11 protein-coding genes are annotated in these 13,801 nt (G+C 57.8%); 9 read left to right on the top strand and 2 right to left on the bottom strand.

What is annotated here, in order from left to right; translation table 11 throughout:
* The first annotated feature begins 1 nt into the window (after position 1).
* Positions 2-1,531, top strand: coding sequence for a methyl-accepting chemotaxis protein (locus DIT71_RS00390; protein ID WP_114611227.1), 1,530 nt, complete (start codon positions 2-4; stop codon positions 1,529-1,531).
* On the opposite strand, the gene DIT71_RS00395 is transcribed toward DIT71_RS00390, so the two are convergent.
* Entirely contained in the window at positions 1,509-2,795 is a 1,287-nt protein-coding gene (locus tag DIT71_RS00395; RefSeq protein WP_199490926.1) for a sensor domain-containing diguanylate cyclase, read from the bottom strand. The genes DIT71_RS00390 and DIT71_RS00395 overlap by 23 nt on opposite strands.
* 291 nt (positions 2,796-3,086) lie before the next feature.
* On the opposite strand from DIT71_RS00395, the gene acnA reads away from it, so the two are divergent.
* Positions 3,087-5,846, top strand: coding sequence for an aconitate hydratase AcnA (gene acnA, locus DIT71_RS00400; RefSeq protein ID WP_114611228.1), 2,760 nt, complete (start codon positions 3,087-3,089; stop codon positions 5,844-5,846).
* A 126-nt stretch (positions 5,847-5,972) separates the two neighbouring features.
* Here the strand turns inward: acnA and DIT71_RS00405 are convergent, their stop codons facing one another.
* A complete protein-coding gene (locus DIT71_RS00405) occupies positions 5,973-7,763 on the bottom strand; it encodes a sensor histidine kinase (RefSeq protein ID WP_227537887.1) in 1,791 nt (596 codons plus the stop codon).
* A gap of 105 nt (positions 7,764-7,868) precedes the next feature.
* Between DIT71_RS00405 and DIT71_RS00410 the strand changes: the two genes are divergently transcribed.
* The 7 genes from DIT71_RS00410 (at position 7,869) to DIT71_RS00440 (ending at position 13,800) form a co-directional block, all read left to right on the top strand.
* Positions 7,869-9,578, top strand: a complete 1,710-nt coding sequence (locus tag DIT71_RS00410; protein WP_114611229.1) for a diguanylate cyclase — start codon at positions 7,869-7,871, stop codon at positions 9,576-9,578.
* Positions 9,575-10,720, top strand: coding sequence for an HDOD domain-containing protein (locus DIT71_RS00415; RefSeq protein ID WP_114611230.1), 1,146 nt, complete (start codon positions 9,575-9,577; stop codon positions 10,718-10,720). Before DIT71_RS00410 ends, DIT71_RS00415 begins: the two co-directional genes overlap by 4 nt.
* Positions 10,713-11,108: a response regulator gene (locus DIT71_RS00420; RefSeq protein ID WP_114611231.1), complete on the top strand. Its 396-nt coding sequence runs from the start codon at positions 10,713-10,715 to the stop codon at positions 11,106-11,108. The genes DIT71_RS00415 and DIT71_RS00420 overlap by 8 nt, the downstream gene beginning before the upstream one ends.
* Positions 11,109-11,110: 2 nt before the next feature.
* Positions 11,111-11,431 carry a DUF2288 domain-containing protein gene (locus DIT71_RS00425; RefSeq protein WP_114611232.1) on the top strand — a complete coding sequence of 107 codons (321 nt, stop codon included), beginning with the start codon at positions 11,111-11,113 and terminating at the stop codon, positions 11,429-11,431.
* Positions 11,432-11,449: 18 nt separating this feature from the next.
* The gene (locus tag DIT71_RS00430; protein ID WP_114611233.1) at positions 11,450-11,821 is read left to right on the top strand and encodes a PA4575 family protein; all 372 of its coding nucleotides are present in this window, start codon (positions 11,450-11,452) and stop codon (positions 11,819-11,821) included.
* A gap of 35 nt (positions 11,822-11,856) precedes the next feature.
* Positions 11,857-12,765, top strand: a complete 909-nt coding sequence (locus DIT71_RS00435; RefSeq protein WP_114611234.1) for a lysine exporter LysO family protein — start codon at positions 11,857-11,859, stop codon at positions 12,763-12,765.
* Between the two features lie 105 nt (positions 12,766-12,870).
* Positions 12,871-13,800: an ABC transporter substrate-binding protein gene (locus DIT71_RS00440; RefSeq protein WP_227537888.1), complete on the top strand. Its 930-nt coding sequence runs from the start codon at positions 12,871-12,873 to the stop codon at positions 13,798-13,800.
* The last annotated feature ends 1 nt before the right edge of the window (position 13,801 follow it).

Genomic DNA, 13,801 nt, shown 5'->3' on the forward strand with positions numbered 1-13,801 from the left:
TATGACTGCAACCCACTCTTTCCGTAGCGATGATTTCGCCCGTCAGCAGGTGCTCGAGACGGACCGGCTGATGCTGACCATCCTTCTGGCCCACGTGCCGGTTGTGGCACTGCTGGTTCCCTGGGGCTACGGCACCTACGGGTTTGCCATCGTCGCCTCACTGCTTGTGGGAGCGCTGGCGCTGGCGGGCTATTTCTCGCTGCGTGGTACCCGGGCCTGCTCGGTGGTGTTCGCGGCCTCTCTGATGCTGTTCTCTGCGGTCATGATCCAGGCCCAGATGGGGCGTATCGAGATGCACTTCCACATCTTCTCGGCCCTGGCACTGGTGATCATTTACCGGGACTGGCTGCCAGTGGTGATAGCGGCGGGCGTGATAGCGGTGCACCATCTGATACTGACCGGGCTCCAGCTGGCCGACTCCCAAGTTGGTGGCATGCCACTGATGATCTTCAATTACGGCTGCAGCTGGGGCATTGCGTTCCTGCACGCTGCCTTCGTGGTGTTTGAAGCGGGTATTCTGGTGTTCTTTGCCCTGCGCATGGGTGTGGAGAAGCAGCAGACCCTGCAGATGATCACCATCGTCCATGAGTTTGATCAGGAGAAGGACCTGCGGGGACGGTTGCCGGCGCAGAATCAGAGTGTCAGCGCGCTCTCCTTCAACCAGATGATGGAGCAGTCAGGGGCGTTGATTCGGCAATTGCGGGAGTTTTCCGGGGTATTGCGCCACAATGCAGAGCAACTCGCCAGCGCCAGCAAGAGCACGCGGAAGTACGTGGAACAACAGCAACAACAGGCGGATCAGGTTGCCACGGCAACCAACCAGATGGCTGCCAGCGTTCAGGAAGTGGCGCAAAACGCGCAGCTGGCCTCCGAGGCCTCGGCGGATGCCTCGAGGGCTTCGGCCGCCGGCAGCAAGGCCATGGACAGTGCCCGCACCATGACCGAGGCTACCAACCAGGCGCTGGGTGACAGCAGCCGTATGGTAAACCAGCTTTCGGAGAAAGTGGAATCGATTGCCCGGGTAACGGGTTCTATCAACGATATTTCGGACCAGACCAACCTGCTGGCGCTGAATGCCGCCATAGAAGCCGCCCGTGCCGGCGAGCATGGCCGCGGATTTGCGGTAGTCGCCGACGAAGTTCGTTCCCTTTCAAAGCGCACCCAGGAGTTCACCAACGAAATCCGCACCACCGTAGACGAGCTGAAAAGTCTGTCCGAGGCCACCCATGCGGCGATGGAGATGGGCCAGAGCCGCTCCGGCGAATCCAACCGTGCGATCAGTGACGCTGCCGAGGCGATCAGCCGGATTGAAGAGGCCATTGGCGCTGTCAGCAACATGAATGATCAGATTGCCTCTGCCTGTGAGGAGCAGTCGGCGACGTCTGTTCAGATCAACGAGAGCATTCACTCGGTCGCCACCCGTAATACCCAGGTGGCAGAAGAAGCCAGCGGTGTTCAGCAAATGTCGGAGGAGCTTGAGCGCGTCGTCGGCGGTGTGGACGAGCTGGTTAATCGATACCGGGTTGACTAGAGCTCACCCGGTTCTTGCCATTTTCCTTGGACTGGTAAAGCAGCTGATCAACACGCTCCAGAATGCCTGAGGGCGTGTCACCGGGCTCGGACTCGGTAACGCCGATCGACAGTGTGACCGGACCAACGTCGTCGAATAAACGGCTTCCCAGGCTTGCCCGAATGTTTTCTGCGATCTCCCGGCCCTTGGCAAGTCCGCAGAAAGGCAGAAGCACGATGAATTCCTCGCCACCCCAGCGGATGCATTTATCGGTTTTACGGGTTTTCGCCAGCAGAGTGTTGGCAACCGTCTTGATAATGTCATCGCCCCTCTGATGGCCAAACCTGTCATTCACCGGCTTGAAATCGTCAATATCGGCCATCAACACGCAGAAGCAGGACGTATTCTCTTGCGCCTGGATGAGCGATATATTCAGCTCTATCTCTCCGGCCCTGCGGTTCAGGAGACCGGTCAGAGAATCGTGTGAGGCCTGCTCCCGAAGCTTCAGTTCCTCGAATACCCGATCGGTCAGATCCTTGATGATGCTGATGAAATGAGTGGTCGTGCCGTCCGCGTTTTTAACTGGCGTAATGGTCTGCTGACAGTGGATCTCGTGACCCTCTTTGTGCCGATTGACGATCATTGCACGGAAAGCCAGACCCTCGGTCAGATGTCGCCAGAGGTCCCTGTAGAAAGCGTCATCGTGCTTCCCGGACTTGAGCACTGACGGTTTGCGGCCGATCACTTCTGTCGGTGTATACCCGGTGATGATTTCAAAGCCCTGGTTGGCAAACTCGATCACCCCCTCGGCGTTGGTAATGAAAATCCCGTCGTAGGCGGCATCAATGGCCTTTGCGAAGAGATTGCCGGTAGACTGTTCCGCATGCAGTTGCGTCACATCTTTCTGCATGGAAACGAAGAAGCGGGGTTTTCCGGCGTCATCGTTTACCGCCGAGATCGTCCATTCCACCAGGTAAGGCCGACCGCTTTTACGATAATTAATGGTGGAGCCGGAAAAACCGCCACCCTCTTTCAGGCTTTGTCGCAATCTATCGATCACCGACGACTCGGTAAGCGGACCCTGGAATATTCGTGGATTCTGGCCAACAAGTTCCCGCTGCGAGTAGCCCGTCATATTGCAGAAAGCCGGATTGACATAGAGGATACGGTGATCGGCGTCGGTGATTACCACGGAGTTAAACGACTGCTCGGCAGTCATCCGCAACAGCAGGAGCGAGTCTTCCGTCGATATGCCGGGCAGGCTGTTGGAGTCGTGAGGGTTCAATGGGTGTCCAGTTTCAGTTGATAGGCCCTGGCCAGAGCTTGAAGGATGTTCAACAAGGCATCGATTGTCAGTGCCACAGAGTAACATATTGGCCAGCACCCCATTCATGCCATTAATGTCCAACATTCACGGGTCTGTGGTTGAAGTCTCGTCAAACAGTGCAATAGTTATAGGTGGCGCCTGTCGGTGGGATTTTTGCGTTAATGTATTTCATGGCAAAAGGAGTACATTGACGCAAGGGCTCCCACGAAGCCTTCCGGACTATTCGGATAATGAAAAAGGAGGCATCTCATGTCAAAACCTGGCCTTAGCAAAGACAGTCTCAACACCCTCTCCAGCCTGGATGCGGGCGGCAAGACCTACCATTACTACAGCCTGCCAAAGGCGGCGGATACGCTGGGCAACATCGACAAGCTGCCCTTCTCCCTGAAAGTGCTGTTGGAGAACCTGCTGCGCAACGAGGATGATACCACCGTGGACCGGGGCCATATCGATGCCATGGTCGCGTGGATGAAAGACCGCAAATCGGACACCGAGATCCAGTTCCGTCCTGCCCGTGTGTTGATGCAGGACTTTACCGGTGTGCCGGGCGTGGTAGATCTGGCCGCCATGCGTGAGGCGGTGCAGGCCGCGGGCAAGGACCCGGCGATGATCAATCCACTGTCGCCGGTGGACCTGGTGATTGACCATTCGGTCATGGTGGACAAGTTTGGCGATGCGTCGGCCTTCAAAGACAACGTTACCATCGAGATGGAGCGTAACCAGGAGCGTTACGAGTTCCTGCGCTGGGGCCAGCAGGCTTTTGACAACTTCCGCGTGGTGCCGCCGGGTACCGGTATCTGCCACCAGGTGAATCTGGAATATCTGGGCAAAACCGTCTGGAGCAAGGACCAGGACGGAAAAACCATCGCCTATCCGGACACCCTGGTGGGTACGGATTCACACACCACCATGATCAACGGCCTGGGTATTCTGGGCTGGGGTGTGGGCGGCATTGAGGCGGAAGCCGCCATGCTCGGCCAGCCGGTCTCCATGCTGATTCCGGAAGTGGTTGGCTTCAAGATCACCGGCAAGCTTAAAGAAGGCATTACTGCCACTGACCTGGTACTCACGGTCACCGAAATGCTGCGCAAGAAAGGCGTAGTGGGTAAATTCGTCGAGTTCTACGGTGATGGTCTCAAGGACATGCCCGTTGCCGACCGGGCCACCATTGCCAACATGGCGCCGGAGTACGGTGCCACCTGCGGCTTCTTCCCGGTGGATGAGCAAACCATCAAGTACATGAAGCTGACCGGCCGCGAAGATGAGCAGCTGGAGCTGGTCGAAGCCTATGCCAAGGCCCAGGGGTTGTGGCGTCAACCCGGCCAGGAGCCGGTATACACCGATAACCTGGAACTGGACATGGGCGATGTAGAGGCCAGCCTGGCCGGCCCCAAGCGTCCTCAGGACCGGGTAGCCCTGAAGAACATGAAAGCATCATTCGAGCTGCTGATGGAAACCGCTGAAGGCCCGGTGGACGCCCGCGAAGACAAGCTGGAATCCGAAGGCGGGCAGACCGCGGTGGGTGTGCAGGACAGCTACCATCATGCCGCCAGCCAGCCGCTGGAGATGAACGGCCAGAGAAGCCGTCTGGATCCCGGTGCCGTGGTGATTGCGGCCATCACCTCCTGTACCAACACCTCCAACCCCAGCGTGATGATGGCTGCCGGTCTCATTGCCCAGAAAGCCGTGGCGAAAGGGCTGCAGACCAAACCCTGGGTGAAGACGTCGTTGGCGCCAGGCTCCAAGGTGGTGACCGATTATCTGAAGGTAGGTGGCTTCCAGGATGACCTGAACAAGCTGGGATTCAACCTGGTGGGCTACGGCTGCACTACCTGTATCGGTAACTCCGGCCCGTTGCCGGAGGCGGTTGAAAAGGCCATCGACGATGGGGATCTTACCGTCGCCTCGGTACTCTCCGGTAACCGTAACTTTGAGGGCCGGGTGCATCCGCTGGTGAAAACCAACTGGCTGGCGTCGCCGCCACTGGTGGTGGCCTATGCGCTGGCGGGGAACGTGCGCCTGGACCTCTTCAAGGATCCCCTGGGTGAAGACAAAGAGGGCAACCCGGTTTACCTGAAAGACCTGTGGCCAAGCCAGCAGGAAATCGCCGAGGCGGTAGAGAAAGTAAAAACGGACATGTTCCACAAGGAATATGCCGAAGTTTTTGACGGCGACGAAACCTGGAAGGCCCTCAAGGTGCCGGAAAGCAAGGTCTACGAGTGGTCCGACAAGTCCACCTACATCCAGCACCCACCGTTCTTCCAGGGCCTTAAGGAAGAGCCTGATGCCATTGATGACATCAGGGATGCGAACATTCTGGCCATGCTCGGGGACTCTGTCACCACCGACCATATCTCCCCGGCCGGGTCGTTCAAGGCCGATAGCCCTGCCGGTAAGTACCTGCAGGAGCACGGTGTAGACCCGAAAGACTTCAACTCCTACGGTTCCCGGCGGGGTAACCACGAGGTGATGATGCGCGGTACCTTCGCCAACGTTCGTATCAAGAACGAGATGCTGGATGGTGTTGAAGGTGGTTTCACCAAACACATACCTTCCGGTGAACAGATGCCGATCTACGATGCGGCAATGAAGTATCAGGAAGAGGGTACACCGCTGGTAGTCATCGCTGGTAAAGAGTATGGCACAGGTTCCAGCCGCGACTGGGCTGCCAAGGGCACCCGCTTGCTGGGTGTGAAGGCGGTGGTTGCCGAGTCCTACGAGCGCATTCACCGCTCCAACCTGATTGGTATGGGCGTCATGCCGCTGCAGTTCCAGGACGGCGCGGACCGCAAGAGCCTGAAGTTGACGGGTGAAGAAACCATCAGCATTGAGGGTCTGTCCGGCGATATCAAGCCGGGCCAGAAGCTGCAGATGACGGTAACCTATCCGGATGGCAACACCGAGACCTGTGAACTCAAATCACGGATCGACACCGCCAATGAAGCCGTATACTACCGCCATGGTGGTATCCTGCACTATGTGGTGCGGGAAATGCTGAAGTCTGCGTGACGGCCTGAGACTGACCAGGTATTTGTCCCTGGTCAGTCTGCCAATAACTGCTTGCTGATCCGGTACCGGGATTCCCGAACGGCCAGTGATTCCCGGGACGGTGAATAGGCTCGGCCACGTAAGCAGCTATGCGGGTGAACCGGTGTTGCCAGATACCGGCACCTCAATCCAGAAATGCGCGCCCTGATTGTTGTAATAGCCAACACCACCGTGCATGAGTTTTGCCAGTTCATCGCTGATGGCGAGTCCCAGCCCCGTGCCTTTGACTGATCGGGCGGTACCGGTTTCTGCCTGCGAAAATCGTTTGAAGACGCTGTTGGAAAACGAATCCGGCACCCCGGACCCCTGATCGCTGACGGTAACCCGGACCCGCTCTGGGGAATGTTGTTCAGCGGTTACCCTGACGGTCCCGCCTTCGGGAGAATACTTGATGGCATTACTGAGGAAGTTGTCGAGGACCTGCCGCATTCTGTGCTTGTCGCAAAGCAGGTTCACGGAGACACCCGTTTCAGATTCCAGGCGCACCCCATGCTCAGCTGCCATCGTGGCGTTATCTGCAATGGCAGCATCGAGAATGGGTTGGAGTGGTTCGCTCTGGATATGGACCTTGAGGCTTCCATCCGAGAGTTTGTTGAAATCCAGCAGGTCGGAAATCAACAGCTGCAACCGGTCGGCATTTCTCAGCGCAAGATTGGCCATTGCCTGACTCTGGTCGTTGAGCGGGCCGGTGGTGCCGGAAGACAGTAATTTCAGGGCGCCGGTCATGGATGTGAGGGGCGTCCTCAGTTCGTGACTGACAGAGGACATGAAGTTGTCCTTGAGCCTTGCCAGATTATCCCGCTCCTCCAGCAGTCTGTTGAATGCACCGGCCAGGCTTTTGAGCTCGGGAAGGCCGGTTTCCCGCAGGCGCATCGCGGAGTCCGGATGTTCAGCCATTCGCTGAATGCGAGAAGTCATCCGGTCCAGCGGTAACATGGTGGATCTGGCCAGGAGGTAGCTCAGGATCGCCAGCCCCAGGGTGATCAATAAACTGATACTGAAGAAGCGAAAAAACGATTGCCTGGCAGGTGTGGTTGCCTGCTCGTACGGTACGGCACGGACAAACACCCACCCCAATCGCTGCAGATGGTTGGTGGCGTAGATAAGGGTCTGGCCCTGGTGATCTTCAACCTGACCGAAGGTAATGCCAGACAGGGCGGCATCGGTCAGGGGATCCGCACCCGGTGGCGGCAATGGTTCGAGGCGCCGAGAGCCCTGTCCGGAATCAACGTATAGAAAATTTGCCGTATCGATTATTCTTTCAATGCTTTGTGAGGGCTGTCTATCTGATTGACGGTGCCCCGATAGCAGGCTGGTTTCGCTTAGATCCAGGATTCCGCCAACAAAGCCCAGCAAGTCGTTATCATCCGTTTCGATCGGCGCCAGAAATGACAGCAGGGGTTTGCCCGTGGTTCGTCCAATGATGGGTTTGCTGACCACGGGTCGCCGGCTTTGTAGTGCTTCCTGGAAGTGGGGCCGGTCCAGATACTGGGTGCCAACGCGATCCGGAACGTAGATGTTTTCGGCGACTGCCCGGGCTTTCTCATCGAATGCCAGAAGGCCGGCCGGTAGCAGGTCACGCAGCGTGGTCTGTCGTCCCAGAGCTGCCGCCAGATCGACCGGATCGGGCAGTTGCTCTGTACTGGCAAGTTGTGCTGCAAAGGCGGACAGGGCATTCAGACGAAGCTGTAGCCTCTGGTCGACCTGCTCTGACGTTCTTTTGGCCTCAAGTATCTGGCGCTGGGTCAGCAAATCCTCGAAATCCTGGACCAGGGCCTGGTAAGCAGTGGTTACAATGGCGGCAACGGTTAACAGGCTGCCAATGACGATAATCAGCGCCACTCGGCTGCCAAGGGAAAGGGATTTACCGGAGCGCAATGAAGTTCCTCGCTGTTGCGTTTTGTAGGAGAATGTTCGTGGTGAGCGAAGATTAGACCATGCAACGCGGTTATATCAGCAAAAGTTTGAGGTGTCAGACCTTTTATGGATAACAATCCACCGGCAGGTGTTGCAGATAAACTCGCTCACCTGCGCCTGACTTTTCGTCAGAGAGCTGCGGGTGAACTCGAGCAGTTGATCAGCATTGCAGAGCGCCTGCCCCATGGTAAGCAGAGGCGGCCTGACACAACCGATGATATCGCACTGAGCTACGGAATATTGCACCGGCTGGCCGGTTCTGCCGGTACTTTTGGATATACCGCATTGGGTGATCAGGCCCGACGGCTCGAACACCGCTTGAAACCGTTAGCAGAACACGGAGCCTTGACGACAGACGATGACCTTTGTCGTAGGGAAAAGAATAGGCAACAGCTGCTTGAAATTATTGCTGGGGTTGAAGGGCTGCGCTCGCTGCTTGACGAAACAGATGAATCGTTGGGAGCGACTCCAGAACGCCGGGCGGGTTCCGGTGACGAAACCAATAAACCTGCTCGGGACATTCACGTTGTTCTGTGTGGGTTGTCAGAAAAAGCGACCGATTTCTTGGATCACGCGCTTTCCAATTACGGATTCCTGATATCGACAATGGAGATTGAATCCCTGTCGTTGCAAACAAAACCGGGAATGACAACGGTAGTGACCAGTGAAGACCGGCTCGCCGAGGTGTCGAAAGTTCTGGGGTCGCTCGAACACGCAGACGGTACCCCAGGCCCTCCGCTTTTATGCCTCGGGCGCCAGGACGATTTCAATAGCCGGTATGCGCTGGCCGAGGCGGGTGCCGACGCATTTTTCCCGGAGCCTGTTGATGCTCCGCAACTGGCAGAGAGGATCGAGCGGCTGGTTCATGAGCAGAATGAGCTGGTGTCCGGGAAGATACTGATCCTGGATGATGACGAGCACCTGGTCGCCCATTACCGAACCGTTCTTGAAAACGCCGGCTTTCGTGTCAGGGCAATCAGTAAGCCGGAAACAATCCTTTCCGAACTGTCCGAGTTTCGCCCGGATATAATGCTGCTGGATGTGCGCATGGGCGCCTACTCGGGAACCACCGTCGCGAAGCTGATCCGCTTTGACCCGGAATGGGTAAGTCTGCCTATCGTCTACCTCTCGTCCGAGCAGGACAAACATGTTCAGCTCGAAGCCCTGGCCAAGGGGGCGGATGAGTTCATGACCAAACCGGTTTCTGACGATTACCTGGTGCGCACAGCGCAGATCCGTTGTTACCGGGCGCGGCAGCTGAACGAACTGCTGATAAAGGACAGTCTCACCGGCCTGCTTAAGCATTCGGTGATCAAGCAGGAGGTGGAAAACGAGCACGCAAGGTGCCAGCGAATGTCACATGTGTCCTCGGTGGCGATGGTCGATCTTGATCACTTCAAGGCGGTGAATGATCAACACGGCCACCGAACGGGCGATGTGGTTATCAAGGCGCTTGCCAATCTGCTGAGAAATCGCCTGCGCTCAACGGATCAGATAGGTCGGTACGGGGGCGAGGAATTCGCCATCATCCTGCCGGAGTGTACAACGGATCAGGCACAAGAGGTGCTGACCCAGATCTGCGAGGCGTTTGCCGATATATCATTCGCCACGCCTGAGGGGGATCTTTCCGTCACCCTCAGTGCCGGGATTGCCGCTCTGGATGCATTTGCCTCGGGTAGCGACGCCCTGGACGCTGCCGATCAGGCGTTGTACGAGCGCAAGGCGGCAGGCCGCAATGGCGTAACTGTTTTCACCAGGTTTGACGCAGCCCTATGAAAGCACTGATTCTTGAAGACGACGTGTTATTGGCCGACCTGATAGAAACGGTGGTGGGTGGACTCTATCCGGGTGTCACGGTTTTCGTAACGGCGTCAGTCACAACTGCTCTGGAGCACTGGTTGCAATACGGTGCCGACCTGATGATCATTGACTGGAACCTGCCGGATGGGTCTGGTCTTGATGTTGTCAGGGCTGCCCGGCAAAGTGACGGAAACCCGGCGATCGTGATGATTTCCGGCCGATCGGACCGGGAGTCTGTTCTCAAAGCTGCGCATTATCGGATCAGTGGCTATATCAGCAAGCCCTTTGACGTGTCGTTGCTGCATCAGAAGCTGGCGGCATTGGTTGACCCCGCAAGCTTCCAGAGCGAAACGCTGCCAGAGCTCGATGAATTTTTACGAACCTCAATGGGTTCAGTCACCCAGCTTCCAGCCGCTGTTGATGTGGTGAAGGTTATTGAGCTGTTTGACCGGAGGCACGAACTCTCCGTATCGCAACTTGCGGAACGCTGGAACGGCGAAGTGGCATTGACAACCCGGCTTCTCGATGTGGCCAACAGCGCTTCACTTCAGAGAACGGGCGAACCGGTGCGCAATCTCAAAGATGCGATTGCAACCATGGGCGTGGACCGGGCGCTGCAGCATGCCATGGCGCTGTCGCTTGATATGTCCGGACAGTTGCAGGACACCCGTCTTGCCGAAATAGCGGCAGGGTTTCTTGAAAAGTCCAAAAAGGTGGCCAGCGAAGCGGAGCGAATTGCGCTGCGGGTGGCGGCCAATCACTCTGAGGCCTACACTGCGGCCCTGCTCAGCCGCGTGGGTGAGCTGGCGGTGGTCAAGGTGATGCAGCAATACCTGGATCGCAAAGGCCTGATCGACGATGGCCAGTTCGAGAGCGCATTGCAGACATGGGCGCAGAGCTACGGAAACCGGCTCAAAGTGCAGTGGCATCTGCCCCTGCAGTTAAGGGAATTGATCGGGGCCGTTCACTTTTTGCCCCGTGATGCTACCAGCGAGTCAAAACTGATTATGCGCGCGTCCGCGATGCTGACAGATGAAGAAAGTCCGGGCGAAGAATGTCTGCGTCTGCTGCGCAGGTTGGGTCTGAACGATCACAACATGGAGAGCCACAATGGTTAGGCAATCAGAGGAGCTGCAGCGAATTCTGTATGTGGAGGATGATGCCGACATCAGGGCGGTGGCCGAACTGGCCCTGGAAACCGTAGGAGGATTCTCGCTCAAGAGTTGCAGCTCTGGCCAGGAGGCGCTCCGTGACGGCCCCGATTTTGCACCCGACCTGATCCTGCTGGATGTGATGATGCCGGGCATGGATGGTCCATCCACCTTCCGGGCCATGCAGCAGCTCCCTGCCCTAAAGGGCAGGCCGGTGGTATTCATGACTGCCAAGGTGCAAACTGAAGAGATAGCGTTCTACAGAGAACTGGGGGCTGTTGAGGTGATACCAAAGCCCTTCGACCCCATGACTCTGGCGGACCAGATACGTGAAATATGGACTTCCAAGGTTTGACTATGACTCTCCGAGACTCCCCGGACGACCTCAAGAAAAAACTGAATCTGGAAACCTCCCGGATCAATTGGCACGACCTGCAGGTTTACTATGCCCGTGGGCATGTGGTGAAGGTGTCCCCGGAGCTGGATTTGCTCGATGTGGCGGCGGAGCTGGCGGCAGATAACACGGCCCGCTTTGAACAGTGGATGGCTGCCGGTCAGGTAGGAGAAGTGGCACCGGACCTTGCCCGCCACTGGTACCAGGAAAATACTGAACTCTGGGCCGTGGTTATCGCGCCCTGGGTGCTGGTACAGGACAGGTCGGGCCATGTACTCCACTGAATTTTCCGGATTTGCGCTGTGAAACTGCATTATTTCCACGGCCGGGGCCCCTTGCGGGCGCTGGTAATGATTCGCGATCAGCGCCGGGTGGAGCTTTTCATCAAGCCGGTCGGCGATGACATCTGGGCGCTGGTGGCGCTCAGCGGTGCGGTGGATGGCCAGCCCGAGAAACACCGGTGCCAGGGCCCCTATCGCTCGACTTCCCAGGCGGAGGCGGTACTGCGCAGTGTTGCCGGTGCTTTGATGGGGCAGGATTATCAGCCCCAGCCCCGTGATTATGTGGTCTGGTCGGTGATGGCCCAGCGCCTCGCCCGCAGCATCCGCACCGACCGCGACGCCAGTGCCGGCAAGTTCCATTTTGATCCGGACCAGTACGAACCCATCGGCTAGACTGCCCTACCCATACAACACGTTCCGAGGATTCCATGCTTACCGGCGCACTGCTGATTCTGGCTCCGCTTTTTCTGGGCTTTGCCCTGGCACTGGATAACCGTCATGTGATGACGGTGATTCATTATGGTGTCGAAGTGCTGATCTATTTCATCCTGGCGCTGCTGGGGCTGGGCCTTGGCCAGATGGAAGGACTCGGTGCCCAGCTTGGGGGCATGGCCGTCCAGGTTCTGATTCTTGTGGTTGTTCTGCTGGTGGCAAACATGATCGGGCTGTGGCTGTTTCATCGCTGGCAACCGATGACGATTGAACGCGCGGATGGTGATGTCAGCCCGGGCTATCGCCGTTTGTTTCTTGCCGGCCTCAAGCCCTTGCTGGCGGTCATGGCTGGCCTGCTTGCCGGTTATTACCTGTTGCCGGATATGCCAATGGCGGAGCAGGCGGCCACCTGGGCCCTGATGCTGCTGCTCTTCCTCATCGGTATTCAGTTGCGTAATGCCGGCCTGTCGCTGCGCAAGCTGCTGATGAACCGTCAGGGCCTGGGTATTGCCGTCTCCCTGACCCTGAGTTCCCTGGTGGCCGGTGTTGCACTGATTCCCTGGCTGGCCTTGCCCTGGCACGATGTACTGGCCATGGCGTCCGGCTTTGGTTGGTATTCCCTCTCGGGTATCGTGATTGGTGATGCCCTGGGCCCTGCCTGGGGCGGCGTGGCGTTTCTGAACGACGTCCTGCGGGAAATCATCGCCCTTGCCATTATTCCCCTGCTGATCGCGACACGCCCCGCCATGGCCATCGGCTATGGCGGGGCTACTGCCATGGACTTCACGCTGCCGGTGATCCGCAGCAGTGGTGGTCTGGCTTGTGTGCCGGTTGCCATTGCTTCCGGCTTTTTGCTGTCTTTTCTGTCGCCGGTGCTGATGGCGGTGTTTCTGTCCCTGGGATAAATTGATCCGGTGCAAGGCACGTTGCGGTTGTACCGGTAAACTGTCTCGCAGTAAGCTCGCGTTTATTGACAAAATTTAATCGACTTAACTCTGCCCGGAAACCTGATGCAACGCCGTGACTTTCTTGCTTTATCGATAGCCTCCGGATTTGCCGTGGCAGGGGTGACCGGGTGCAGCCAGCAACAACCACTGGCTTTTGGCATTCACCCCTGGATTGGCTACGAACCGCTCTATCTGGCCCGCGATTTTGGCTGGTTGCCGGAGTCCGTTACCCTCAAATCCGGCACCTCCTCGAAAGACTCTGTGGACCGTCTGCTGTCCGGAGAACTGGATGGAGCGGCGCTCACCCTGGATGAAACCATTCGGGTCCTGTCCCGGGGCCGGGAGCTGGTGGTCGTTGCCGTTGCGGATGTTTCCGCCGGCGCGGATATGCTGGTTGTGCGCCCATCCATTACCGGATTGGCGGATCTCCGGGGGCAACGGATAGCGGTCGAGGTGAACGGGGTTTCCGGCATTCTGTTGCTCAAAATTCTCGAGGTTGCCGGTCTTGCACGGGACGATATTGTCACAGTCGATCTGCCCGTCAGCCAGCATCCGCAGGCGTGGGCCCGCGGAGACGTGGATGCCGCCGTCTGTTACGAGCCCACAGCCTCCGCCCTGCAGAGAGCTGGCGTGGTCCGGCTTTTCGACAGCAGTGACATGCCGGAAACCATTTTCGATGTTCTGGTGGTCACCCGGGCCACCGCGGACACCAATCCCGAGGCGGTGCGGGATCTGGTGGGGGCTCACTTTGCCGGCCTGCAGCACCTGGTCCGAAGCCAGCACGACGCGGTTTACCGGGTTGCGAGTCGACAGGGCGTCGATCCGGTGGATGTACGCAATGCGTTGGCAACGGTGATGTTGCCGGACCTGTCGGCGAACCAGCGCTACCTCGCGGCCTTTGGCCGGGTGGAAACCGTTGCTCGTGCACTGTTCCCGCCTGATGCTCAGCGAGAGCATGATCAGCAACCAGCCCCCGTTAAAACGCCTGTGTGAC

The organism is Marinobacter vulgaris (assembly GCF_003344045.1).
Lineage (GTDB): Bacteria > Pseudomonadota > Gammaproteobacteria > Pseudomonadales > Oleiphilaceae > Marinobacter > Marinobacter vulgaris.

Excerpts from the sequence above, each read along its gene's own strand:
- DIT71_RS00390 (WP_114611227.1), top strand. The coding sequence starts at position 2 with ATGACTGCAACCCACTCTTTCCGTAGCGATGATTTCGCCCGTCAGCAG.
- acnA (WP_114611228.1), top strand. The coding sequence starts at position 3,087 with ATGTCAAAACCTGGCCTTAGCAAAGACAGTCTCAACACCCTCTCCAGC.
- DIT71_RS00410 (WP_114611229.1), top strand. The coding sequence starts at position 7,869 with ATGGATAACAATCCACCGGCAGGTGTTGCAGATAAACTCGCTCACCTG.
- DIT71_RS00415 (WP_114611230.1), top strand. The coding sequence starts at position 9,575 with ATGAAAGCACTGATTCTTGAAGACGACGTGTTATTGGCCGACCTGATA.
- DIT71_RS00420 (WP_114611231.1), top strand. The coding sequence starts at position 10,713 with ATGGTTAGGCAATCAGAGGAGCTGCAGCGAATTCTGTATGTGGAGGAT.
- DIT71_RS00425 (WP_114611232.1), top strand. The coding sequence starts at position 11,111 with ATGACTCTCCGAGACTCCCCGGACGACCTCAAGAAAAAACTGAATCTG.
- DIT71_RS00435 (WP_114611234.1), top strand. The coding sequence starts at position 11,857 with ATGCTTACCGGCGCACTGCTGATTCTGGCTCCGCTTTTTCTGGGCTTT.
- DIT71_RS00440 (WP_227537888.1), top strand. The coding sequence starts at position 12,871 with ATGCAACGCCGTGACTTTCTTGCTTTATCGATAGCCTCCGGATTTGCC.